At 73.1% G+C, this 22,937-nt stretch carries 20 protein-coding genes, 2 tRNA genes and 1 riboswitch; of the genes, 11 read left to right on the plus strand and 11 right to left on the minus strand.

Annotated features, from left to right (window positions below; all coding sequences use genetic code 11):
- Positions 1 to 32 precede the first annotated feature (32 nt).
- The 5 genes from epsC to NXY84_RS08275 all read right to left on the minus strand — a co-directional run bounded on the left by epsC (position 33) and on the right by NXY84_RS08275 (position 4,860).
- Positions 33 to 617, minus strand: coding sequence for a serine O-acetyltransferase EpsC (gene epsC / locus NXY84_RS08255; RefSeq protein WP_258726613.1), 585 nt, complete (start codon positions 615 to 617; stop codon positions 33 to 35).
- A 2-nt stretch (positions 618 to 619) separates the two neighbouring features.
- Positions 620 to 1,555, minus strand: coding sequence for a cysteine synthase A (gene cysK, locus NXY84_RS08260; protein WP_258726614.1), 936 nt, complete (start codon positions 1,553 to 1,555; stop codon positions 620 to 622).
- A 623-nt stretch (positions 1,556 to 2,178) separates the two neighbouring features.
- On the minus strand, positions 2,179 to 3,141 hold the full coding sequence (locus NXY84_RS08265; RefSeq protein WP_258726615.1) for a hypothetical protein: 963 nt from the start codon (positions 3,139 to 3,141) through the stop codon (positions 2,179 to 2,181).
- A gap of 14 nt (positions 3,142 to 3,155) precedes the next feature.
- Positions 3,156 to 3,230, minus strand: a riboswitch (cyclic di-GMP riboswitch).
- A gap of 322 nt (positions 3,231 to 3,552) precedes the next feature.
- Complete coding sequence (locus tag NXY84_RS08270; protein ID WP_258726616.1) at positions 3,553 to 4,182, minus strand: SGNH/GDSL hydrolase family protein; 630 nt, start codon at positions 4,180 to 4,182, stop codon at positions 3,553 to 3,555.
- Positions 4,183 to 4,245: 63 nt separating this feature from the next.
- A complete protein-coding gene (locus NXY84_RS08275) occupies positions 4,246 to 4,860 on the minus strand; it encodes a LysE/ArgO family amino acid transporter (RefSeq protein WP_258726617.1) in 615 nt (204 codons plus the stop codon).
- 98 nt (positions 4,861 to 4,958) lie between these two features.
- Here NXY84_RS08275 and NXY84_RS08280 point away from each other — a divergent pair, with 98 nt between their 5' ends.
- Entirely contained in the window at positions 4,959 to 5,843 is an 885-nt protein-coding gene (locus tag NXY84_RS08280) for a LysR family transcriptional regulator ArgP (RefSeq protein WP_258726618.1), read from the plus strand.
- Positions 5,844 to 5,850: 7 nt separating this feature from the next.
- On the opposite strand, the gene NXY84_RS08285 is transcribed toward NXY84_RS08280, so the two are convergent.
- Positions 5,851 to 5,924, minus strand: a tRNA-Gly gene (locus tag NXY84_RS08285).
- 125 nt (positions 5,925 to 6,049) lie between these two features.
- Here NXY84_RS08285 and NXY84_RS08290 point away from each other — a divergent pair.
- From NXY84_RS08290 to NXY84_RS08320, 7 genes are all read left to right on the plus strand, one after another.
- Positions 6,050 to 6,123 (plus strand) — tRNA-Pro (locus tag NXY84_RS08290).
- Positions 6,124 to 6,334: 211 nt separating this feature from the next.
- A complete protein-coding gene (gene tig, locus NXY84_RS08295) occupies positions 6,335 to 7,726 on the plus strand; it encodes a trigger factor (protein WP_258726619.1) in 1,392 nt (463 codons plus the stop codon).
- Between the two features lie 207 nt (positions 7,727 to 7,933).
- Positions 7,934 to 8,557, plus strand: coding sequence for an ATP-dependent Clp protease proteolytic subunit (locus NXY84_RS08300; protein ID WP_309485068.1), 624 nt, complete (start codon positions 7,934 to 7,936; stop codon positions 8,555 to 8,557).
- 39 nt (positions 8,558 to 8,596) lie between these two features.
- Positions 8,597 to 9,313: an ATP-dependent Clp protease proteolytic subunit gene (locus NXY84_RS08305; protein WP_309485069.1), complete on the plus strand. Its 717-nt coding sequence runs from the start codon at positions 8,597 to 8,599 to the stop codon at positions 9,311 to 9,313.
- A gap of 199 nt (positions 9,314 to 9,512) precedes the next feature.
- Positions 9,513 to 10,802 carry an ATP-dependent Clp protease ATP-binding subunit ClpX gene (clpX, locus tag NXY84_RS08310; protein ID WP_258726620.1) on the plus strand — a complete coding sequence of 430 codons (1,290 nt, stop codon included), beginning with the start codon at positions 9,513 to 9,515 and terminating at the stop codon, positions 10,800 to 10,802.
- Positions 10,803 to 10,961: 159 nt separating this feature from the next.
- Complete coding sequence (locus tag NXY84_RS08315; protein WP_258727155.1) at positions 10,962 to 11,276, plus strand: chorismate mutase; 315 nt, start codon at positions 10,962 to 10,964, stop codon at positions 11,274 to 11,276.
- Between the two features lie 357 nt (positions 11,277 to 11,633).
- Entirely contained in the window at positions 11,634 to 12,836 is a 1,203-nt protein-coding gene (locus tag NXY84_RS08320; protein WP_258726621.1) for a hypothetical protein, read from the plus strand.
- Between the two features lie 86 nt (positions 12,837 to 12,922).
- Here the strand turns inward: NXY84_RS08320 and NXY84_RS08325 are convergent, their stop codons facing one another.
- The 5 genes from NXY84_RS08325 to valS form a co-directional block, all read right to left on the minus strand.
- Complete coding sequence (locus NXY84_RS08325) at positions 12,923 to 14,743, minus strand: AMP-dependent synthetase/ligase (RefSeq protein ID WP_258726622.1); 1,821 nt, start codon at positions 14,741 to 14,743, stop codon at positions 12,923 to 12,925.
- A 45-nt stretch (positions 14,744 to 14,788) separates the two neighbouring features.
- On the minus strand, positions 14,789 to 15,628 hold the full coding sequence (locus tag NXY84_RS08330) for an amino acid ABC transporter ATP-binding protein (protein ID WP_258726623.1): 840 nt from the start codon (positions 15,626 to 15,628) through the stop codon (positions 14,789 to 14,791).
- Positions 15,625 to 16,467: an amino acid ABC transporter permease gene (locus NXY84_RS08335; protein ID WP_258727156.1), complete on the minus strand. Its 843-nt coding sequence runs from the start codon at positions 16,465 to 16,467 to the stop codon at positions 15,625 to 15,627. Before NXY84_RS08335 ends, NXY84_RS08330 begins: the two co-directional genes overlap by 4 nt.
- Before the next feature lie 10 nt (positions 16,468 to 16,477).
- Positions 16,478 to 17,287 (minus strand): transporter substrate-binding domain-containing protein, encoded by an 810-nt coding sequence (locus NXY84_RS08340; RefSeq protein ID WP_258726624.1) that lies wholly within the window; start codon positions 17,285 to 17,287, stop codon positions 16,478 to 16,480.
- A 140-nt stretch (positions 17,288 to 17,427) separates the two neighbouring features.
- Complete coding sequence (gene valS / locus NXY84_RS08345; protein ID WP_258726625.1) at positions 17,428 to 20,136, minus strand: valine--tRNA ligase; 2,709 nt, start codon at positions 20,134 to 20,136, stop codon at positions 17,428 to 17,430.
- Positions 20,137 to 20,328: 192 nt separating this feature from the next.
- Between valS and NXY84_RS08350 the strand changes: the two genes are divergently transcribed.
- The 3 genes from NXY84_RS08350 to cofC are packed head-to-tail and all read left to right on the plus strand — an operon-like array spanning position 20,329 to position 22,879.
- Positions 20,329 to 21,348 (plus strand): TIGR03557 family F420-dependent LLM class oxidoreductase, encoded by a 1,020-nt coding sequence (locus NXY84_RS08350; RefSeq protein WP_396126378.1) that lies wholly within the window; start codon positions 20,329 to 20,331, stop codon positions 21,346 to 21,348.
- Positions 21,345 to 22,148, plus strand: coding sequence for a coenzyme F420-0:L-glutamate ligase (locus NXY84_RS08355; RefSeq protein ID WP_258726626.1), 804 nt, complete (start codon positions 21,345 to 21,347; stop codon positions 22,146 to 22,148). The genes NXY84_RS08350 and NXY84_RS08355 overlap by 4 nt, the downstream gene beginning before the upstream one ends.
- Before the next feature lie 32 nt (positions 22,149 to 22,180).
- Positions 22,181 to 22,879 (plus strand): 2-phospho-L-lactate guanylyltransferase, encoded by a 699-nt coding sequence (gene cofC / locus NXY84_RS08360; protein WP_258726627.1) that lies wholly within the window; start codon positions 22,181 to 22,183, stop codon positions 22,877 to 22,879.
- The last annotated feature ends 58 nt before the right edge of the window (positions 22,880 to 22,937 follow it).

Consider the following 22,937-nt stretch of genomic DNA (forward strand, 5'->3'; position numbering starts at 1 on the left):
ATCAGGTGCCGGTCAGGTGCGCCACGACGCCGTCAGATGTAGATCGCCGGGTCGTCCACGATCTCCTCGGTCGTCCACGCCGCGGGCCGGCGACGCACCTCGGCCGGGACGCCGACGGCGACCGAGCCCGCCGGCACGTCCTTGACCACGACCGCGTTCGCGCCGATCTGCGCGCCGTCGCCGATCCAGACCGGGCCCAGGATCTTGGCGCCGGCGCCCACCACGACCTCGTTGCCGAGCGTCGGGTGCCGCTTGCCGACGCGCATCGTGCGGCCCCCGAGCGTCGCGCCGTGGAAGAGGACGACGTCGTCGCCCACGACCGCCGTCTCGCCGATCACGACACCCATGCCGTGGTCGATGAACAGCCGGCGCCCGAGCCGCGCGCCGGGGTGGATCTCGATGCCCGTGGCCGCCCGCGTCGCCTGCGAGAGCAGGCGCGCGGGCAGCCTCAGGCCGGGCTCGCGCCACATGCGGTGGAACAGCCGGTACGCCCACACCGCGTGCACCCCCGGGTAGCCGAGGGCGACCTCGGCGAGCGAGCGGGCCGCGGGGTCACGGCGCCGCGCGACGTCGAGGTCCTCGCGCAGGACACGGAGGAAGCGGGTGAGCGAGGGCACGGTCAGTCCAGCAGGTCGGCGTAGAGGATCGACGTCAGGTAGCGCTCGCCGAACGACGGGATGATCGTCACGATCAGCTTGCCGGCGTTCTCGGGGCGCTTGGCGACCTGGACGGCGGCGTAGAGCGCCGCGCCGGAGGAGATGCCGACGAGGAGCCCCTCCTCCTTCGCCGCGCGGCGCGCCCACTGGACGGCCGTCTCGGCGTTGACGTCGAACACCTCGTCGTAGACCGACGTGTCGAGGATCTCGGGGACGAAGTTCGCGCCGATGCCCTGGATCTTGTGCGGCCCCGGCTGGCCGCCGTTGAGGATCGGCGACTCCTCCGGCTCGACCGCGATGATCTGGATGTCGGGGTTGCGCTCCTTGAGCACCTGGCCGACGCCCGTGATGGTCCCGCCCGTGCCGATCCCGGCGACGAAGATGTCGACCTTGCCGTCGGTGTCGGCCCAGATCTCCTCGGCGGTCGTCGCGCGGTGGATCGCCGGGTTGGCGGCGTTCGCGAACTGGCGGGCGAGCACGGCGCCCGGACGCTCCGCGGCGATCTCGTTCGCGCGGTTGACCGCGCCCTTCATGCCCTCGGAGCCGGGCGTCAGGATGAGCTCGGCGCCGTACGCCCGCAGCAGCGCCCGGCGCTCCTTCGACATGGTCTCGGGCATCGTCAGGACGACCTTGTACCCGCGAGCCGCGCCGACGAACGCGAGCGCGATGCCGGTGTTGCCGCTGGTCGCCTCGACGATCGTGCCGCCCGCGGGCAGCTCGCCCGACGCCTCGGCGGCGTCGATGATCGCGACGCCGATGCGGTCCTTGACCGAGCTCGCCGGGTTGTAGAACTCGAGCTTGCCGACCACCGTGGCACCGGCGCCCTCGGTCAGCTTGTTGATGCGGACCAGGGGGGTGTTGCCGATGAGCTGCGTCGCGTCGTCGTAGATGCGGGCCATGTCGTCCTCGTCTGTGCGGGGCCACGGGGGGCGTGGCGGGGTGGGGGAGGTGAGCCGGGGGACCGGGAGGGCTCCGGGGTCGCGCGCCGGGGGGTGGGCTCGTCGTCCGGCCGGGCGGCAGGGCGCAGGGCACGCTGCCGGGGAACCGCCGAGCGCCGGGAACAACCGGGGCGGCGCGTGGGGCGAGCGCTGGCGCGGGGGGATGTGCCCGTGCGGGCCTCCCGCTGCCGGGGCAGCGGGAGCGGCCAGCGCTCTAGTGACAGCGACAGCAGGCGGCGGCGACCCGGTCGAGCCGGGCGCACGAGGCCTCGCACGGGACCAGGGCGGTGACGGACGCGCGGCGGAGCAGCACGGTCACCTCTCCTCCCGGTCGGTCATGGACGCGCTGACGCTATCGACAACGTCCCCGCGGTGCAAAGCATGCCCGAGGCGCGGGACATCACCCGCGACGGTGCCGCGACACAGACGCACGACTCGCGGCGCACGGCGCACGACGCACGACGCACGACGCACGACGCACGACGCACGACGCACGACGCACGACGCACGACGAGCGGTGCACGGGAGACCCGTGCACCGCTCGCCGTGCGTGCCCCCTCAGCGAGAGGCCGTGCCGTCCTGCGTCAGCCGCGGGAGATCTTCACCGCCGCGCCGTCCGTGAAGTAGTTGTCGACGTTCCCGATCGTGTTCGTGCTCGGGGCGATGATCGCGCAGCGCGTGTGCCGCGTGTCGAGCCGGAAGACGTTGTTCGTGACGGCGAGACCCACGATGGCCGGGCGGCTGCCGTACGCCACGTTGACGGTGCACCCACCGCCGCCGATCCGGTTGTCGCGGATGGTCACGTCGGACACCGCGGCGCGGTCCTGCGTCGTCTGGACGGCGGAGGAGTACGCACCCTCGATGTTGTTGCGCACGATCCGGATGTTCGAGCCGCCCTGGATCTGCACGCTGTCGGCGTGGCTCGGGCCGCCCTTCTGGTTCGGGTCCTGCGCGTAGAACAGGTTGGCGTGGAGCCACGAGCTCTCGACGAGCACGTTCGAGCCGGTGATGTGGACCGAGTCGATGACGTTGGCGATCTCGGTGCGGCGGACCGTGAAGTTGTGGCCGATGATCCCGTTGATCCACGGCGAGGCCTCGGTCGCGACCAGCTCGCTGTCCTCGACCGTGAAGGGGTGCGCCCCGAGATCGTTGGTGATGAGGCCGAAGCTGCCGGTGATCGGGCGGCCGCGGACGATCGAGCGCTTGATCGTGACGTTCGGCGCCTTGACCTTGATGAACCCGCGGACGTCGACCGCGTCGACGACGGCGCCCGGCGTGGTGACGACCAGGTCACCGGTGACGACCTTGAGGACCGTGCCGGCCGGCACGCCCGTCGTGTCGGGACCGGCGTTGCTGAGGACCGGGATGTCGAGCGCGGTCGGCGCGACGCCGACGGCCGACGCGGGGACGGTCGCGGCGAGCGTCGCGGCGACGCTCAGGCCGGCGACGAGGGCGAGCGAGCGGGCCCGGCGGCGGGACGTGCGGCGGTCGTCACGACCGGCCGTGGCGTCGATGGGCGCGCGGAAGCTACGGACTGCATTGAGCACTGGATTCTCCGTCGTTCGGCAGCCTGGCGAACCTCGTGGGTCCCATGGCTTTGCGTCACTGCCTCGCGGCAGCTTTGCCTTTTCGTGGACAGGAGGACCGTATGCGGTCGCGACCGCGTGCGACAAGAGTCACAGCGCACGGCAGGCGGGTGAAAGATCGCCGACCGGGCGGCGGCGCTCCGGTGTCGGTGATATCGGCCCGTGCGGATCGGGGCGATCGTGCAGGTCACGGGCGTGAGAATGCGCAAGAAGGCGTTGTTTTCGACAAGTTTCGGAACGGCTCCACGCCGCGGTCGCGAGGAGTCCGGAACATCCGTTTGCGGTCGATATCGACAGCGCCGTCGCATTCACGGACGGGTGCACCCGGAGGGGTGGTGCGGGCGCTCGTCCGCCGGTGCCCCTGCAGGGCCCTCAGCGGAGCCCGAGGGCGTCGAGCCACGCCTGGGCGAGCAGGCCGTGCCCGGCGGGGGTGGGGTGCACGCCGTCGTACGCCCACGCGGCCGGCGTGGTGCGGACGGAGGCTGCGGCGAACAGGCCGTCGGCCGGCACGAGCGTCGCGCGGAACTCCGCGGCGAGCCGGCGGACGACCCCGATGCGCGGGTCGAGGTCCTCGCGCCAGCCGTGCTGCGCCTCCTCGACGGGCACGACGAACGGCTCGACGAGCACCAGACGTGCGCCGAGGCGGTCGCGCGCGGAGTCGAGCATCGCGCGGTAGTCCTCCTCGTACGCGTCGACCGACGTGGAGCGACCCGCGTCGTAGCGGCGCCACGTGTCGTTGATGCCGACGAGCACCGAGATCACCGTCGGCTCGAGCGCGAGGGCGTCGGCCTCCCAGCGGTCCCGCAGCTGGCGCGCGGTGTCCCCGCCGACCCCGCGGTTGAGGAACGTCAGGCCCAGGTCGGGCCGCCGCGCGCCGGCGAGCGCGGCGACGAGCATCGCGTACCCGTGCCCGAGGCTCGCCGGGTCGCGGCGGTCGCGGCCCCCGTCGGTGATGGAGTCGCCGGTCAAGAGGATGCGGTCGCCCGCCTCGAGAAGCGTCATGCCCGGAGTGCAGCACAGGCGCCCGGGACGGACAAGCCGGTCGGGCGCCGTCGACGAGGCCGGTCAGGCGGCGACCACGAGCGAGACCGCGAGCGCCGCCATCACGACCGCGACGAGGGCGTCGAGGACCTGCCACGCGCGCGGCCGCGCGAACAGCGGGGCGAGCCGGCCCGCCCCGAAGCCGAGCGTGACGAACCAGCCGATGCTCGCGGCGACCGCCCCGGCGGCGAAGGCCCACGGCCGGTCCTGCTGGTGCGCGACCGAGCCGAGCAGCACCACGGTGTCGAGGTACACGTGCGGGTTGAGGAACGTCAGGGCGGCGCACGTGAGCAGCACGCGGGCGCGTCCGCCCGGGGCGTCGTCCGCGGCGGGCTGCAGCGTCGCGGGCCGCAGCGCGCGGCGTGCGGCGCTGATCGCGAACCAGCCGAGGAACGCCGCACCGCCGTACCGCACGGCGGTCATGACCGTCTCGTGAGCCGTGAGCACCGGTCCCAGTCCGGCGACGCCCGCGGTGACGAGCGCGGCGTCGGCGAGCGCGCACACCAGCACGACGCCGAGCACGTGCTCGCGGCGCAGGCCCTGCCGGAGCACGAACGCGTTCTGCGCGCCGATCGCCACGATGAGGCCGAGGCCCGTCACGAGGCCGACGAGCGCGTCGGCGGGCGCGGAGGCGCTCACGGGTGGGCCCGGAGGTGCGAGGAAGCCATGGCCCGACGGTAGGCAGCCTGGCGCGTGCAGACCAGCGAATCATCCGCACGGATCGTTAGCATCGCTTCATGGACCTGGACCCCGCGCAGCTCAAGGCGCTCGCCGCCGTGGTCGACGAGGGCAGCTTCGAGGGCGCGGCGCGGGCGCTGAACGTCACGCCGTCCGCCGTGAGCCAGCGCATCAAGGCGCTCGAGCGGGCCGCCGGCCACGTCGTCGTGCGGCGGGCCCGGCCGTGCGAGCCCACCGTCCCGGGCCGCGCCCTGCTCCGCCTCGCGCGCGAGTGGAGCGTGCTGGAGGCGGAGGCCGCGGGCGTCCTCGGGGGCGACGACCCGGACGCGCACGTCCGGCTCGCGATCGCCGTCAACGCCGACTCGCTGTCCACGTGGTTCCCGCCGGTGCTCGCGGGCCTCCCGGCGCACGTCCTGCTCGACGTGCGCCGCGAGGACCAGGACCACTCGGCGGCGCTGCTGCGCGAGGGCTCGGTCATGGCCGCGGTGACGACCGACAGCGCCCCCGTGCAGGGCTGCCGCGTGCACCACCTCGGCGACATGCGGTACCTCGCCGTCGCCGCCCCGGGCTTCGTCGCGCGGTGGCTCCCGGACGGGCCGGCGCCCGAGGCGCTCGGGCGTGCCCCGCTGCTCGCATTCACCGGCAAGGACGCGCTGCAGGACCGCTTCGCGGCGCAGGTCACCGGGCGCCGCGTCGACCCGCCGCGGCACCTCGTGCCGTCGAACCACGCGTTCGTCGAGCTGGTCGCGCGCGGTCTGGGCTGGGGGATGGTGCCCGAGCAGGCCGCACGGGCCGGCGTCTCGCGGGGCGACCTCGTCGAGCTCGCCGCGGGGCACCACCTCGACGTGCCGCTGTACTGGCAGCACTGGAAGGTCGGCTCGCACTGGCTGGGGGTGCTGACGGGGCGCGTCGTCGACCACGCGGGCGTCGAGCTGCGCCGGTAGGCAGGGGTGGAGCGGGTGACGAGAATCGAACTCGCGTAGCCAGTTTGGAAGACTGGGGCTCTACCATTGAGCTACACCCGCACGGCCGGCTCACGCCGGACCAGCGGCCCCAGGTTAGCGGCTCCGCGCAGCGCCGTGCGACGCGCCCGTCCCGCCCCGGCCCGCGCGGCCCTGCCCGCCCGCGGCGCCACTAGACTCGGCCCGCACGGGATGTGGCGCAGGTTGGTAGCGCGTCCGCTTTGGGAGCGGAAGGTCGTGGGTTCGAATCCCGCCATCCCGACTCGTGCGGCCGGCCAGGCCCGCGACGTCCTGCGCCGACCGGGCGGTCCGCGCGCGTGACCTGGCGGCTTGGGGCGTCGGAGCGGGTGACGTAGGATCGAGGGTCGCCAGCGTGCGGTCACCTGCCGGGCTGCCTGGCGCGGGGCCGCGCGTCGGCCCCGGAGATCGCCGGAGTCGCCGGCGCCCGCCCCGACCAGTTGGAGATCATCGAAGTGAAGAGCGCCGTCGAGACCCTGGACGCCACCAAGGTCAAGCTGACCGTCGAGGTGCCGTACGACGAGCTCAAGCCGAGCATCGACCACGCCTACCAGCACATCGCTGAGCAGGTCACGGTCCCCGGCTTCCGCAAGGGCAAGGTGCCCCCGCGCATCATCGACCAGCGCGTCGGTCGCGTGGCCGTGATCGAGCACGCCGTCAACGAGGGCCTCTCGGGCTTCTACGCCGCGGCCGTCCGCGAGAACAAGCTGCGCCCGCTCGGCCAGCCCGAGGTCGAGGTCACCAAGGTCCCCGCGCTGACCGCCGCCCCCGCGGGCGAGGAGGGCGAGCTGCACTTCACCGCCGAGGTCGAGGTCCGGCCCGAGATCACCGTCCCCGAGCTCGACTCCCTGACGATCTCGGTCGACGACGTCACCGTCACCGACGAGGACGTCGCGACCCGCCTCGACGCGCTGCGCGAGCGCTTCGGCACGCTCGTCGGCGTGGACCGCCCGGCGGCCGAGGGCGACTTCGTCGTGCTCGACCTCGAGGCGACCATCGACGGCGAGCAAGTCGACTCGGTTAGCGGCATCAGCTACCAGATCGGCTCGGGCAACATGCTCGAGGGCCTCGACGAGGCGCTCGCCGGCCTCTCGGGCGGCGAGACCACGACGTTCGAGACGACCCTCGCGGGCGGCGACCACGCGGGCGAGAAGGCCCAGGTCACGGTCACGGCCACGACGGTCAAGACGCGTGAGCTCCCCGCCGCGGACGACGACTTCGCCCAGCTCGCGAGCGAGTTCGACACGCTCGCCGAGCTCGAGGCGGACCTGCGCGAGCAGGCCGCGAAGAACAAGGCGTCGGGCCAGGCCGTCCAGGCGCGCGACCTGCTCCTCGAGCAGCTCCTCGCCGCCACGGAGATCCCGGTCCCGGCCGGTGTCGTCGAGGCCGAGGTGCACCGTCACCTCGAGAACGAGGGTCGCCTGGAGGACGCCGAGCACCGCGCCGAGGTGGGCGAGCAGGCCGAGACGGCGCTGCGCAACCAGATCCTGCTCGACACGCTCGCCGAGCAGCTCGAGGTGAAGGTCAGCCAGAACGAGCTGCTCGACTACCTCGTGAGCGCGTCGCGCCAGTACGGCATGGACCCGAACACCTTCATCCAGACCGTCGACCAGCAGGGTCAGATCCCCGCGATGGTCGGTGAGGTCGCGCGCTCGAAGGCGCTCGCGATCGCGCTGCGCCGCGTCTCGGTGACCGACGCGAGCGGTGCACCCGTCGACCTGTCGGAGTTCATCGGGTCCGACGAGGAGGACGCGATCGAGGACGCCGCCGTGCAGGCGAGCGTCGGCGCCGACGACTCGGACATCGTCTTCGACGACGAGGCGCCCGCCGAGGACGCCAAGGCCTGACCCCGGTCGGTCCGTCGACGCAGGGCCCCGCACCTACCCGGTGCGGGGCCCTGCGTGCGTCCGGGTGAGGGGCGCCGGGCCGGGTGCGCCGTCAGCGAAAACGCGTGTCCGCGGGACGTTCGCCGTCGCACGTGCGCGTTAGGGTCCTTGCACATGCAGGTCTGCCCCCGGTTCCGGGAGCGGACGCAGTCTGACGAGGGAGCCTTCGTGAACGACCAGATGCCGGCGATCGCCCGGGCCGATTCCCCCGGTTTCGGCCTCAACGACCACATCTACAACCGGCTCCTGCGGGAGCGCATCATCTGGCTGGGCTCCGAGGTGCGCGACGAGAACGCGAACGCCATCTGCGCCCAGATGATGCTCCTGGCCGCAGAGGACCCGGACAAGGACATCTTCCTGTACATCAACTCGCCCGGCGGCTCGATCACGGCCGGCATGGCGATCTACGACACCATGAAGTACATCCAGCCGGACGTGGCCACGGTCGCGATCGGCATGGCGGCGTCGATGGGGCAGTTCCTGCTCTCCTCGGGCACCAAGGGCAAGCGCTACGCGACCCCCCACACCCGCGTGATGATGCACCAGCCCTCGGGCGGCATCGGCGGCACGGCGACGGACGTGCGGATCAACGCCCAGCTGATCATGCACATGAAGAAGGTCCTCGCGGACCTGATCGCGGAGCAGACCGGCAAGACGCCCGAGCAGATCAACGCCGACTCGGACCGCGACCGCTGGTTCACCGCGGACGAGGCCCTCGAGTACGGCTTCGTCGACCACGTCGTCACCCACGCCGGATCGGTCTCCGGCGGTGGCGGGACCACGGCGTCCTGACCGCGTCCCGACCGACCACCGAGACCTGAGGAGAACCCAGTGAGCATCGAGTCCCAGTTCATCGCCCGCGCCGGGCGCCTGGCAGGGCCGGGCGCGTCCGGCTGGCCCGGGCAGGGGCCCGCGTCCCCGAGCAGCCGGTACGTGCTGCCGCAGTTCGAGGAGCGCACGGCCTACGGCTTCAAGCGCCAGGACCCCTACACCAAGCTCTTCGAGGACCGCATCATCTTCCTCGGGGTGCAGGTCGACGACGCGTCGGCCGACGACATCATGGCCCAGCTGCTCGTGCTCGAGAGCACGGACCCGGACCGTGACATCACGCTGTACATCAACTCGCCCGGTGGCTCGTTCACCGCGATGACGGCGATCTACGACACGATGCAGTACATCAAGCCGCAGCTCGTCACGGTCTGCCTCGGGCAGGCCGCGTCGGCGGCGGCCGTGCTGCTCGGCGCCGGCAGCCCGGGCAAGCGCCTCGCGCTGCCGAACGCCCGCGTGCTGATCCACCAGCCCGCGATGGAGGGCGGCGGCTACGCCCAGGCGTCCGACATCGAGATCCACGCCAACGAGCTCATCCGCATGCGCGAGTGGCTCGAGGCGACGCTCGCGAAGCACACCGGTCGCGACGTCGAGCAGGTGCGCAACGACATCGAGCGCGACAAGATCCTGACCGCGGCCGAGGCGCACGAGTACGGCCTCGTCGACCAGGTGCTCGCGTCCCGCAAGGGCGTCGTGACACCGGTCGTCCAGCCGGTCTGACGGGTCCCGCCGGGCCCGCAACCTGCGGGCCCGGCGGACAGTCGGGCGTCCACCGGCCCGGCGGGCTGACATGTCGGCCCAGGTGGTGTGCAATGGTGGGGAGCACGGGGGAACGCCGAGGTCGGCGACCGGAGAGCTCTGCGCAGGACCGACGCGCCGCCCGACCGGGCGGAGAGCGACACCGAGGAAGGGGACGCACGTGGCTCGCATCGGGGACGGAGCCGATCTCCTCAAGTGCTCGTTCTGCGGGAAGTCCCAGAAGCAGGTCAAGAAGCTCATCGCGGGCCCAGGGGTGTACATCTGCGACGAGTGCATCGACCTGTGCAACGAGATCATCGAGGAGGAGCTCGCCGAGGCGACCGAGGTCGGCATGGTCGAGCTGCCCAAGCCGAAGGAGATCTTCGCCTTCCTCGAGCAGTACATCATCGGGCAGGAGCCCGCGAAGCGGTCGCTCGCCGTCGCGGTGTACAACCACTACAAGCGCATCCAGGCCGGCGAGCTCGGCCGCCTGGGTCCCGGGTCCGGCGGCGAGCAGCCGATCGAGATCGCGAAGTCGAACATCCTGCTGATCGGCCCCACCGGGTGCGGCAAGACGTACCTCGCGCAGACCCTCGCCCGCATGCTCAACGTCCCGTTCGCGATCGCCGACGCGACCGCGCTGACCGAGGCCGGGTACGTCGGCGAGGACGTCGAGAACATCCTCCTCAAGCTCATCCAGGCCGCGGACTACGACGTCAAGAAGGCCGAGACGGGCATCATCTACATCGACGAGGTCGACAAGATCGCCCGCAAGAGCGAGAACCCGTCGATCACGCGCGACGTGTCGGGCGAGGGCGTCCAGCAGGCGCTGCTGAAGATCCTCGAGGGGACGACCGCGTCGGTCCCGCCGCAGGGTGGGCGCAAGCACCCGCACCAGGAGTTCATCCAGATCGACACGACGAACGTGCTGTTCATCGTCGCGGGCGCGTTCGCGGGGCTCGACGAGATCATCACGTCGCGCTCGGGCCGCCGCGGGATCGGGTTCGGTGCGCCGCTGCACTCGGCCGACGACACGGACGTCTACGGCGAGGTCATGCCGGAGGACCTGCTGAAGTTCGGGCTCATCCCGGAGTTCATCGGCCGCGTCCCCGTCATCACGACCGTCTCGCCGCTCGACCAGTCGGCACTCATGCGGATCCTCACCGAGCCGCGCAACGCGCTGATCAAGCAGTACCAGCGGATGTTCGAGATCGACGGCGTCGACCTCGAGTTCTCCGACGACGCCATCGCGGCGATCGCCGATCTCGCCCTCCTGCGCGGCACGGGCGCGCGCGGGCTCCGGGCGATCATGGAGGAGGTGCTCCAGCAGGTCATGTTCGAGGTGCCGAGCCGCGACGACGTGGCCCGGGTCGTCATCACCCGCGAGGTCGTCCTCGAGAACGTCAACCCGACGCTCGTCCCGCGCGACGCGAGCACCCCGAAGCGCACACCGCGCGAGAAGTCGGCCTGAGCGGACGGTCCCGGCACGCGCGGCACGACGACACCTAGGATCGGCCGCGTGACCGAGGACAGCCGCACCCTGCCGACCGAGACCGCCGCCCCGCCTGCGGACGGCGCGCGACGGGACGACCCGGCGCTGCCCGCCGAGCCGGCCTCGACGGGCGCGCCCCTGGCCGCTCCAGGCGCGGGTCTGCCCGCGGAGCTCGTCCGGCTGCGCGGGAGCATCGACAACATCGACGCCGCCCTCGTGTACCTGCTCGCCGAGCGGTTCAAGGCCACCCAGCAGGTGGGCGTGCTCAAGGCGTCGCGCGGCCTGCCGCCGTCCGACCCCGCCCGCGAGGCCCGCCAGGTCGCCCGGCTGCGCACGCTCGCGCACGAGGCCGAGCTCGACCCGGTCTTCGCGGAGAAGTTCCTCGCGTTCATCGTCGACGAGGTGATCCGCCACCACGAGGCGATCGCGTCGGACGCGCGTACCGCCGGCTGACCGCCGCCGTACCGCCGGCCGGGTGCCGCGGTACTGCTTGCCGCCCGCTGCGCTACCGCCTGCCGACCGCTGGGAGGTCGCGTCCCGCACCCGCCTGACCGCCGGGGGCGGACGTGAGCGGACGTGCCGCCAGGCCGGACGCGCGCTGGCCTCGAGGAGGAGGCGGCGGCCGCGCGTCCCGGTCGGCGCGGGCTGTCCGGACATGTCCGGACAGCGGCAGCCCGCGGGCGGAACCGTGCGCGATCAGGACGCCCGACCGGGTGGCGGACCCCCGCGGGGTGACCCATGGTGGAGAGGTCAGCACCCGGCAGAGCACCGCGCCGGGTCAACTCCACGACGTCTCCGGAGGCGCTGCCCATGAAGCTCGACTGGCTCAAGCCGTTGCTCGGACGCCCGGGTCCTTTCACGACCGTCTACGTCGACGCCACGCGCGCCGACCCTGCGGGCGAGACGGAGGTGCTCGACCGGTGGAAGGGGCTGCGGCGCGACCTCGAACGCCAGGGCGCACCCGCTCGGATCCTCGACGAGATCGAGGACGTCGTGGCCCGGCCCACCCACCTGCCCGGACCGCACGGCCGTGTCCTGATCGCGGACTCCGAGGGCGTGCGCATCGACAAGGTCCTCGCCGACCCGCCGGACCGGAACTCCGCCGTGCACGGCCCGGTGCCGTCGCTGCTCCCCGCGGCCCGCGCGGCCGACGAGGCCGTGAACTTCCTCATCGTCGAGGTCGACCGTCAGGGCGCCGACCTGTACTGGAGCGGCGACACCGGACGTATCCAGGGTGGCGACCACGACGTGGTCGAGGGGGACCACGACGAGATCCGCAAGGTCCGCACCGGCGGCGGCTGGCACCACGACCACTCGCAGATGCGGGCCGAGGACTCGTGGGAGCGCAACGCGGAGATCGTCGCGGCGGACATCGACCGGCAGGTCGTCGAGCGCAACCCCGAGCTGGTCATCCTCACCGGGGACGTGCGCGAGGTCCCGCTCCTGCACGCGGCGCTCGGCCACCGCGCGAAGGAGCTCGTCGTCGAGGTCCCCGGCGGCTCGCGTGCCGACGGCGTCAAGCAGGACGCGTTCAACGAGCGGGTCGACGCGACGCTCCTGGCCTTCCGTGCGCGCCGGCGTGAGGCGGTCCTGGAGAAGTTCCGTCAGGAGCAGGGGCGCGGCGGTGCGGCGGTGACGCAGCTCGGCGACGTCATCGAGGTGCTGCGCCGCGGTCAGGTCGCCGAGCTGGTGCTGCACGAGTCCGTCACGACGCCGGCCTCACCGCTCGCGGACCGCATGGTGTGGGTCGGTGAGGACCCGATGCAGATCGCTCTCACGAGGTCCGAGCTCGAGGCGATGGGGGTCACGGACGGAGCGCGCGAGCTGCGGTCGGACATCGCCCTCGTGCGCGCCGCGCTCGGGCAGGACTCGGGGCTGACGTTCGCGGACGACGGCAGCGTCGACCTCATCGACGGCGTGGGCGCCGTGCTGCGCTGGCACGACCCGTCGACGCCGAGCGAGTCGGTCCTGTCGCAGTCGGCTGACCGCACCCGCGTGCACGACGTCGTCTGACCTGACGCGGTCCCCGGGCGTCCGCCCACCGGCCCGACGCAACGCCCCGGCCCCGCGGTCGGGGCGTTCGTCGGACCTGGGACCGGTCACTGCCCGCCGGTGTCACGGGTGTCGACGTACAGGGCGTCGATCTCGCCGGCGAAGTCACGCAGCACGACGGCGCGCTTGACCTTCATCGACGGGGTCAGGTACCCGTTCGCCTCGGTGAAGTCGAGCGGCAGCACGCGGAGCTTGCGGATCGACTCGGCGCGGGACACCGACTCGTTCGCCCGCTCGGCGGCGCGGTCGAGCGCGGCGAGCACCTCGGGGTGGACCGCGGCCGCGGCGACGTCCATCACGGGGAGCCCGTGCGACGTGAGCCAGCCGGGCAGCAGCTCGGCGTCGAGCGTGACGAGCGCCCCGATGAACGGGCGGGCGTCGCCGACCACGACGACCTGGCTCACGAGCGGGTGGCCACGCAGCCGGTCCTCGAGCACGGCCGGCGCGACGTTCTTGCCGCCCGCGGTCACGATGATCTCCTTCTTGCGGCCCGTGATCCGCAGGCAGCCGTCCTCGTCGAGGGTCCCGAGGTCGCCCGTGCGGAACCAGCCGTCCTGCAGCGCCTCCGCGGTCGCCTCGGGGTTGCCGTGGTAGCCGCGGAAGACGTGCGGGCCGCGCACGAGGATCTCGCCGTCGTCCTCGACCCGCAGCGACGCACCGGGGTACGCCGGGCCGACCGTCCCGATCTTGGTGAGCTCGGGGCGGTTCACCGCGGTGGCGGAGGTCGTCTCGGTCAGGCCGTAGCCCTCGAGCACGATCAGGCCGATGCCGCGGTAGAAGTGCCCGAGCCGCTCGCCGAGCGGGGCACCGCCCGACACGGCGTAGCGCGCGCGTCCGCCGAGAGCCGCGCGGAGCTTGCGGTGGACGAGCGCCTCGGCGACGGCCTTCTGCGCCCGGAGCGCCGCGCCCGGTCCGCCGGGCTGCTCGAGCGCGCGCGAGTACGTGATCGCGACCTTGGCGGACCAGCGGAAGATGCGCAGCTTCGTGCCCGTGCCGGCCTTCTGCTCGGAGGAGTTGTAGACCTTCTCGAAGACGCGCGGGACCGCGAGGATGAACGTCGGCTGGAACGTCCCGAGGTCGGCGAGCAGGTTGCGGGTGTCCGGCGTGTGGCCCAGGACGGCGCCGGACGGGATGCACAGGACCTGGATGAAGCGCGCGAACACGTGCGCGAGCGGCATGAACAGCAGCGTGCGCGAGCCCGGGGAGGCGACGACGTCGGTCAGGCCGGCGACGCCGTTGAGCGTGATCGCCGCGAAGTTGCCGTGGGTCAGCTCGACGCCCTTGGGGCGCCCGGTCGTCCCGGACGTGTAGATGATCGTGGCCAGGTCGTCGGCGACGGTCGCGCTGCTCCGGCGCTCGACCTCGGCCGCGGGGACGTCGGTCCCCGTCTCGGCGAGCCGGTCGAGCGCGCCCTCGTCGATCACGAGGACGTCGCCGAGCTCGGGCAGCTCGTCGCGGACCTGCGCGACGACGGCGGCGTGCGCCGCGGTCTCGACGAGCACGAGCCGGACCCGCGCGTCCGAGAGGATCCACCGGACCTGCTCGGCCGAGGACGTCTCGTACACGGGGACGCTCACGCCCCCTGCGGCCCAGACCGCGAAGTCGGCGACGGTCCACTCGTAGCGGGTGCGCGACATGATGGCGACGCTGTCGCCCGGCTGGATGCCGCGGGCCACGAGACCGCGCGCGACGCCGGCGACCTCGTCGGCGAACGCGGCGGCGCTCACGGGTCGCCAGGCGCCGCCGAGCCCGGTCGAGCGCTCGACGAGGGTGCCGTGCGGGTCGCGGGCGACGCGCTCAGCGAGCAGTCGCGGGATGCTCCACGCCGCGTCGGGCTCGACGAGGGCGGGGGAGTGGGTCTCGGGCATCGGTGCTCCTGTCGGCGGGCCGGACACCCAGACCCTAGACCGCTCTCAGCGGGACGTCCCGGGACCACCGGCCGCCTGGTCGTCGTGCCGGTGCGTCGGGTCGAGCACGCGCTGGAGGAACTCGCGCGTGCGCTCCTCGCGCGGTGCGCCGACGACCTCGTCCGCGGGGCCGTCCTCGACCACGACGCCGCCGTCCATGAAGACGACCCGGTCACCGACCTCACGCGCGAACGCCATCTCGTGCGTCACGACGATCATCGTCATGCCGCCCTCGGCGAGGTCCCGCATGACGCCCAGGACGTCGCCCACGAGCTCGGGGTCGAGGGCCGACGTCGGCTCGTCGAACAGCATGAGCTGCGGGTCCATCGACAGGGCCCGCGCGATCGCCACGCGCTGCTGCATCCCGCCCGAGAGCTGCGCGGGCATCAGCGCCTCGGTGCCGGCGAGCCCGACCCGCGCGAGGTTCTCCCGCGCGACCCGCTCGGCCTCGGCACGGGAACGGCGCAGCACGGTGCGCTGGGCCATCGTGCAGTTGTCGAGCACCGTGCGGTGCGTGAAGAGGTTGAACTGCTGGAAGACCATGCCGACGTGCGTGCGGACGTGGTCGATGTCGACGTCCGGGTCGGTGACCTCGGTGCCGAGCACCTCGATGCTCCCGCCCGAGGGCTCCTCGAGGAGGTTGACGCAGCGCAGGAGCGTCGACTTGCCGGAGCCCGAGGGCCCGATCACGCAGACGACCTCGCCCGAGCGGACCTCGAGGTCGATCCCACGGAGCACCTGCTTGTCGCCGAACGACTTGTGCAGGGCGTCGATGCGGACGACGACGTCGTCGCCGCCGGTGCGGGTCGTGGCGGCGCCGGTGCTGGCCTCGGGGGACACGGTCATGGGCGTGAGCCCCCTCCGGTGCGGCGCTCGAGCCAGCGTGCGACGAGGCCGAGCGGGATGGTGATGACGAGGTAGCACGCGCCGACGACGAACAGCGCGGTGAGGCCGCCGGTGGCGCTGTTGAGCATGTCGCGCCCGACCTTGGTGAGGTCGAACTGCGTCGGCAGCAGGCCGACGACGGAGATGAGCGAGGTGTCCTTGGTCAGGAGGATCAGCTCGTTCGTCATCGGGGGCAGCACGATCCGGAACGCCTGCGGGATCACGACCTGCACGAGCGTGCGCGTGGGCGACATGCCGAGCGAGCGCGCCGCCTCGACCTGGCCCGTCGGCACCGCCTGGATGCCCGCGCGCAGCGTCTCGGCGATGTAGGCGGCCGACACCATGCCGAGCGCGAGCCCGGCCTTGGCGACGACCGACTCGATCCGCACGCCGAGGGCGATCGGGACGGCGTACCCGAACGCGATGACGACGAGCAGCGCGGGGATGCCGCGGAAGAACTCGATGTAGAGCGTCGCGATCCAGCGGTACGGGCCGACGGACGACAGCCGCATGAGCGCGAGCACCGTGCCGAGGCTCAACCCGATCGCGAACGCGGCGATCGTGTAGACGACCGTGTTCTTCAGGGCGCCCGGGAGGGACGAGGCCATGTCGGCGGCGACCGCCGGGTTGAAGAGCTGCGTGCCGACCCGCGCCCAGTCGGTCGCGACGACGATGACGACGAGCGCGACGAGCAGCACCCCGTACTGCACGCCGCGGATGATCCGCTGGCGGCGGCGCGGGCTCGTGCGCCGCCGCGCCGCCGGGAGCCGCGGCGGGACGGCGGCGTCCGGACGGGAGATCGCCGTCACGTCAGTCGGCCGTCGGGATGTCGCCGATGCGCTCGGTGTAGATCGCGTCGTAGGTGCCGTCGCCCTGGATCCGCTCGAGCGTGCCGTTGACCGCGTCGAGCAGCGCGGTGTTGCCCTTCTTGACCCCGAAGCCGTACTGCTCGCCCGTCGTGAACGTCGCGCCGAACGTGTAGCCGTCCTCGACGAACGGCCCGAGCACCGCGACGTCGTTGATGATCGCGTTCACCTGACCGTTCTCGAGCGCCTGCACCTGGAGCCCGAGGTCCTCGAACTCGATGGTCGTCAGCCCGTTCTCGGTGGCCCAGGCGGCGCCGGTCGTCTCCTGCTGCACGCCGATCGTCGAGCCCTCGAGGGACGCGAGCGCCTCCTCCTCGTCCATCGGCTCGACCCCGGCGGCCGCGGGGAGCAGCAGGCCCTGGTCGGCGTCGAAGTACGGCTCCGAGAAGTCGATGCGTGCGGCGCGCTCCTCGGTGATGGTGATGGCCGAGGCGACGAGGTCGCAGTTGCCGGTCTCGAGGTCGGCGCCCGACTGGATGCCCTCGAACTGCGCGACCTTGATCTCGGGCTCGACGCCGAGGTCGCTCGCGATCTCGTTCACGATGTCGATGTCGAGCCCGACGATCTCGCCGGAGTCGTCGGTGAACTCGAACGGCTCGTACGGCGGGTTGGTGCAGACGGTGAGCTTCCCCTCGGCGACGAGCGGGACGCCGCTGTCGGACGTGGCGGCGGGCGTGCCGTCGCCGCCGCTGCACGCGGAGAGCAGCAGCGTCACGGCGAGCCCCAGGGGGACGAGGCGGGTGGTGCGGGTCATGACGGCTGTCCTCTCACGATGGGCGTTCGTGCATGAGTATGCGCAATACAAAGTAATCATGCAAAGCGGCGCAGGATAGGACCGTGGTCCCATCCTGCGCCACGTTGCGCGCGAGCGAGGTGCCGCGCACGCCGGAGCGGTCAGCCCTGCACCTTCGGCTCGGGCGGGAGGAGCTCGGCGTCGCGTGCGACGACGGTCTCGCCGTCCTCGGCCACCAGGTCGAGCGGGCCCGTCACGCGGCCGGCCGACCGGACGTCGGCGAGCGCGGCCTCGACGCCGGCCGTGTGCGCGGCCGGGACCGCGAGCGTCACGCGGGTGATCTCGGTGCGCATCGAGACCTTCGCCTCGGACTTCACCTTGCGCAGCGCCGCGAGCGCGGCACCGGCGGCGCCCACCACGGCGGCGTCCGCGTCACCCGCGGCCGCGCGCAGCGGCCCGGCGACGGGCCACGGCGCGCGGTGCACCGAGCCCTCGCGCCACCAGGACCAGACCTCCTCGGTCGCGAACGGCAGCACCGGCGCGAACAGCCGCAGGAGGGTGTCGAGCGCGATGCCGAGCGCCGCGCGCGCCGAGGCCGACTCCGCGGGGACGTCCGCGTCGGCCGCGCCGCCCGCGTAGGCGCGGTCCTTGACGAGCTCGAGGTAGTCGTCGCAGAACGTCCAGAAGAACGTCTCGGTCAGCTCGAGGGCCCGCGTGTGGTCGTACGCCTCGAGCGCCGCGGTGGCCCGGTCGACGACGTCCGCGAGCCCCGCGAGCATCGCCCGGTCGAGCGTCTCGGTGACGAGCGTCGCGTCGAGCAGGCGCGCGCGGTCCTCGGGCGAGCCGAAGGTCAGCGCGAACTTGCTCGCGTTGAGCACCTTGATCGCGAGCCGGCGGCCGATCTTCATCTGGCCGACCTCGAACGCCGCGTCGGTGCCGAGCCGCGCCGACGCCGCCCAGTACCGCACGGCGTCGGAGCCGTGCTCCTCGAGCAGGCCCATGGGCGTCACGACGTTGCCCTTGGACTTGCTCATCTTCTTGCGGTCCGGGTCGAGGATCCAGCCCGAGATCGCGGCGTTGGCCCACGGGAGGCTGCCGTGCTCGAGGTGCGCTCGCACGACCGTCGAGAACAGCCACGTCCGGATGATGTCCTGGCCCTGGGGGCGCAGGTCCATCGGGAAGACGCGTGCGAACAGGTCGGGGTCGGAGAGCCAGCCGCCCGCGATCTGCGGCGTCAGCGAGCTCGTCGCCCACGTGTCCATGATGTCGGGGTCGCCGACGAAGCCGCCCGGCACGCCGCGCTGGTCGGGGGAGTACCCGGGCGGGACGTCGGACGACGGGTCGATCGGCAGCGTCGCCTCGTCGGGCACGAGCGGGTGGTCGTAGTCGGGCTCGCCCTGCGCGTCGAGCGGGTACCAGACCGGGATCGGGACGCCGAAGAAGCGCTGGCGCGAGACGAGCCAGTCGCCGTTGAGGCCGCCGACCCAGTTCTCGTAGCGCACGCGCATGAAGTCGGGGTGGAACCCGAGCTCGGTGCCGCGCGCGAGCAGCTCCTCGCGGAGCGGGACGTCGCGCCCGCCGTTGCGGATGTACCACTGGCGCGACGTGACGATCTCGAGCGGCTTGTCGCCCTTCTCGAAGAAGTTCGCCTTGCGCTGCGTCGCGACGGGCTCGCCGTCCAGGTCGCCCGACTCGCGCAGCGCGTCGACGACGGCCGTCCGTGCCGAGAAGGTCGTCTTGCCGGCGATCTCGGCGAACAGCGCCGTGCCGCGCTCCGAGGTGATCCACTCCGGGACCTCGCGCGTCAGGCGGCCGTCGCGCACGAGGACCGAGCGCGTCGGGAGCTGGAGCTCGCGCCACCACTGCACGTCGGTCAGGTCGCCGAACGTGCAGCACATCGCGATGCCCGCGCCCTTGTCGGGCTCGGCGGCCGGGTGGGCCAGCACGGGGACCTCGACGTCGAACAGCGGCGAGCGGACCGTCGTGCCGAACAGGTGCTGGTAGCGCTCGTCGTCGGGGTGCGCGATCAGGGCGACGCACGCGGGCAGCAGCTCGGGGCGCGTCGTCTCGATGTAGACCGGGGTGTCACCGGCGTGGAACGCCACCTTGTGGAAGTGCCCCGGGTAGTCCCGGGCCTCGAGCTCGGCCTGCGCGACGGCGGTCTGGAACGTGACGTCCCACAGCCCGGGCGCCTCCGCGGCGTACGCCTCGCCGCGGGCGACGTTGCGCAGGAACGCGGTCTGCGCGACCTTCTGCGCCTCGCGCCCGATCGTCTGGTAGTGGTGCGACCAGTCGACGGACAGGCCGAGGTGACGCCACAGCGCCTCGAACTGGCGCTCGTCCTCCGCGGTCAGGCGCTCGCACAGCTCGACGAAGTTGCGCCGGCTGATGGGCTGCTGGTCGGCCGCCTTGACGCTCTTGCCGTCGCCGCCCGCGAACGGCGGCTCGTAGCCCTCGACGTAGGGCAGCGAGGTGTCGCAGCGCACGCCGTAGTAGTTCTGCACGCGGCGCTCGGTCGGCAGGCCGTTGTCGTCCCAGCCCATCGGGTAGAACACCGACTTCCCCCGCATGCGCTGGAACCGCGCGACGACGTCGGTGTGCGTGTAGGAGAACACGTGCCCCACGTGCAGCGAGCCCGAGACGGTCGGCGGCGGGGTGTCGATCGAGTAGACCTGCGTGCGCTCCGCGGTCCGGTCGAACGCGTACGTGCCCTGCTCGCCCCACGCCGTGTCCCAGCGCTGCTCGAGCCCGTCGAGCGAGACCTTGTCGGGTACGGGGCGGGCGGTCGTCGCTGCGCTGGTCGGGTCCGCGGTGCTCGCCGAAGGGCTGCCGGGTGCGGTCGGGGTCGGCTCGGGACGCAGGTCGGTCATGGTGCGACATCCTCCCAGATGCGCGGGCCTGCCGACGCGCCGCGGCCGGCGCCCGGCCCGAGGTCGGCCCCGCGCGGGCGTGCGGGAACATCCGCGAAACCCGGACTCGTTAGGCTCGACGAGGCACGCTCGTCCGAGGTGCTGGTGTGCGGGCGCCGACCGAGGTCAGGTCGGCCCGAGAGAGGTGGCGACGTGGCGCAGGGTGTGACGGCGGCCGGACTGACGGTCGGGTACGCGGCGATGCTGGAGCAGTTCCACCCGAGCGAGGTCGTGGACCTGTCCGCGTACGCCGAGGAGAACGGCTTCTCGGGCGTCATGGCGGCGGACCACTTCCAGCCGTGGGTCCCGGCCCAGGGGCAGTCCGCGTTCGTGTGGAACGTCCTGTCCGCGCTGGGCGAGCGCACCCGCGGCGACCTCGGCCCCGGGGTGACGGCACCGACGTTCCGCTGGCACCCTGCGATGGTCGCGCAGGCGTCGGCGACGCTCGCGGCGATGTACCCCGGGCGGCACTGGCTCGGGCTCGGGTCCGGCGAGGCGCTCAACGAGCACGTCGTCGCCGGGTACTGGCCGGAGGCGCCCGAGCGGATCAACCGCATGTTCGAGGCCATCGAGATCATCAACAAGCTGTTCACGGCGTCGCTCGCGGGCAAGGACGTCAAGCACTCGGGCACGTTCTACAAGCTCGAGTCGACCCGGCTGTGGACGATGCCCGAGGTCCCGCCGGAGATCCTCGTCGCGACCGCCGGGCCCGTGACCGCCAAGCGGACGGGCCGCCACGCCGACGGGCTCATCACGGTCGGCGCGCCGCTCGAGAAGATCTCCGGGCTGTTCGCCAAGTTCGCCGAGGGCGCGCGCGAGGCCGGCAAGGACCCCGACGCGATGCCCAAGGTGCTCCAGCTGCACCTGTCCTGGGCCGAGACCGACGAGCAGGCCCTCACGAACGCGATGACCGAGTGGCCCAACGGCGGCATGAAGTTCCCCAAGGCCGACATCCGCTCGCCTTTCGACTTCGAGCAGATGGCCAAGCTCGTGCGCCCCGAGGACTTCCAGGGCCGCATGGTCATCTCCGCGGACCCCGACGTGCACCGCGCCGAGATCCAGAAGTACGTCGACCTCGGCTTCGACCGCATCTACCTGCACAACGTGGGCCGCAACCAGCGCGAGTGGATCGACGTCTTCGGCCGCGACGTCCTGCCGAGCCTGGTGCGATGAGCGAGCTGCGCGTCTGGGCGCCCGACGGACTGCCCGAGGTCGTGCCCGGCGACGACCTCGTCGAGCTCGTCGCGGGCGCGCTCGCCGACCCCGCGCTGCCCGCGCCGGCGGACGGGGACATCGTGGTCGTGACGAGCAAGATCGTGTCCAAGGCCGAGGGGCGGGTCGTGCCGGCGGCGGACCGCGAGGACGCGATCACCGCCGAGACAGTGCGGGTCGTCGCGACGCGCGAGCACCCCGGCGGCGTGACGCGGATCGTCGAGAACCGGCTCGGCCTCGTGATGGCCGCCGCGGGGGTCGACGCGTCGAACACGCCCGAGGGCACCGTGCTGCTGCTGCCGCTCGACCCCGACGCGTCCGCGCGGCGCCTGCGGGACGGCCTGCGCGCGCGGTTCGGGGTTCGGCTCGGCGTCCTGCTGACCGACACCGCGGGCCGGCCCTGGCGGCACGGGCAGACCGACCTCGCGATCGGTGCCGCGGGCGTGCGCGTGCTCGACGACCTGCGCGGGCGGCCCGACGCGCACGGGCGTGCGCTGCAGGTCAGCCAGGCCGCGGTCGCCGACGAGATCGCGGGCGCCGCGGAGCTCGTCAAGGGCAAGGCCACCGGGCGGCCCGTCGCGGTCGTGCGCGGCCTCGCCGAGCACGTGACCGACGAGGAGGGCCCGGGCGCGCGCAGCCTGGTACGGCTCGGCCCGGAGGACATGTTCGAGCAGGGCAGCGCGGAGGCGTACGCGCAGGGCTGGAAGGACGCGGCCGACGGGCGCGGCGGTCCCCAGCGCGGGGGCCGGGCACCCGCGTGAGCCGGGGCGGCACGGCGACCGGCGACGGCGGCGTGGCGACGGAGGGCGGCTGCGTGCCGGACGGCAGCGCGGCGGCGGAGGTGCGCTGGACCGTCGTCGTCCCCGTCAAGGCCGCGCGGCTCGGCAAGACCCGGCTCGCGGGGGACCTCGGGCCGGATCAGCGCGTCGAGCTCGTGCGGGCCATGGCCTCGGACACCGTGCGCGCGGCCGCGCAGGCGCGCGCGGTGGTGCGCGTCGTCGTGGTCACGGGCGACGAGGTCGTCGCGGCGGAGGCCTTCGCGACGCCCGGGGCGGGCGTCGACGTCGTCCCCGAGCCGTTCCCCGGGGGGCTCGGCGCGGCGGTCCGGGCCGGGGTCGACCGGGCACGCGGGCTCGACGCGGGGACGGGCGTCGCCGTGCTGCTCGGCGACCTCCCGGCGTTGCGCCCCGCGGACCTCGACGCCGCGCTCACCGCCGCCGCGGCCCACCCCCGCGCGCACGTGGCGGACGCCGCCGGCACCGGGACGACGCTGCTCACCGTCGTGCCGCACGTCGCGCCGCGTGCGCGGTTCGGCCGGGGCTCGGCCGCCGCGCACGCGGCCGCGGGTCACGTCGCGCTCGACGTCGGCCCCGGGTCGAGCCTGCGTCAGGACGTCGACGTGCGCGCCGACCTCGACGCGGTCGCCCGGCTCGGTGCCGGCCCCCGGACCGCGGAGGTCCTCACCGCGTGGGGACGGCTGCCCGCGGCCTGACGGGATGGGCGCATCCACCGCCCGGACGCCGGACGGTGCACGCGCCTCCACGGCTCCG

It is taken from the genome of Cellulomonas sp. NS3 (genome assembly GCF_024757985.1).
Taxonomy (GTDB): domain Bacteria; phylum Actinomycetota; class Actinomycetes; order Actinomycetales; family Cellulomonadaceae; genus Cellulomonas_A.

Excerpts from the sequence above, each read along its gene's own strand:
- cysK (WP_258726614.1), bottom strand. The coding sequence starts at position 1,555 with ATGGCCCGCATCTACGACGACGCGACGCAGCTCATCGGCAACACCCCC.
- NXY84_RS08270 (WP_258726616.1), bottom strand. The coding sequence starts at position 4,182 with ATGACGCTTCTCGAGGCGGGCGACCGCATCCTCTTGACCGGCGACTCC.
- NXY84_RS08280 (WP_258726618.1), top strand. The coding sequence starts at position 4,959 with ATGGACCTGGACCCCGCGCAGCTCAAGGCGCTCGCCGCCGTGGTCGAC.
- NXY84_RS08320 (WP_258726621.1), top strand. The coding sequence starts at position 11,634 with ATGAAGCTCGACTGGCTCAAGCCGTTGCTCGGACGCCCGGGTCCTTTC.
- NXY84_RS08325 (WP_258726622.1), bottom strand. The coding sequence starts at position 14,743 with ATGCCCGAGACCCACTCCCCCGCCCTCGTCGAGCCCGACGCGGCGTGG.
- NXY84_RS08330 (WP_258726623.1), bottom strand. The coding sequence starts at position 15,628 with ATGACCGTGTCCCCCGAGGCCAGCACCGGCGCCGCCACGACCCGCACC.
- NXY84_RS08340 (WP_258726624.1), bottom strand. The coding sequence starts at position 17,287 with ATGACCCGCACCACCCGCCTCGTCCCCCTGGGGCTCGCCGTGACGCTG.
- valS (WP_258726625.1), bottom strand. The coding sequence starts at position 20,136 with ATGACCGACCTGCGTCCCGAGCCGACCCCGACCGCACCCGGCAGCCCT.
- NXY84_RS08355 (WP_258726626.1), top strand. The coding sequence starts at position 21,345 with ATGAGCGAGCTGCGCGTCTGGGCGCCCGACGGACTGCCCGAGGTCGTG.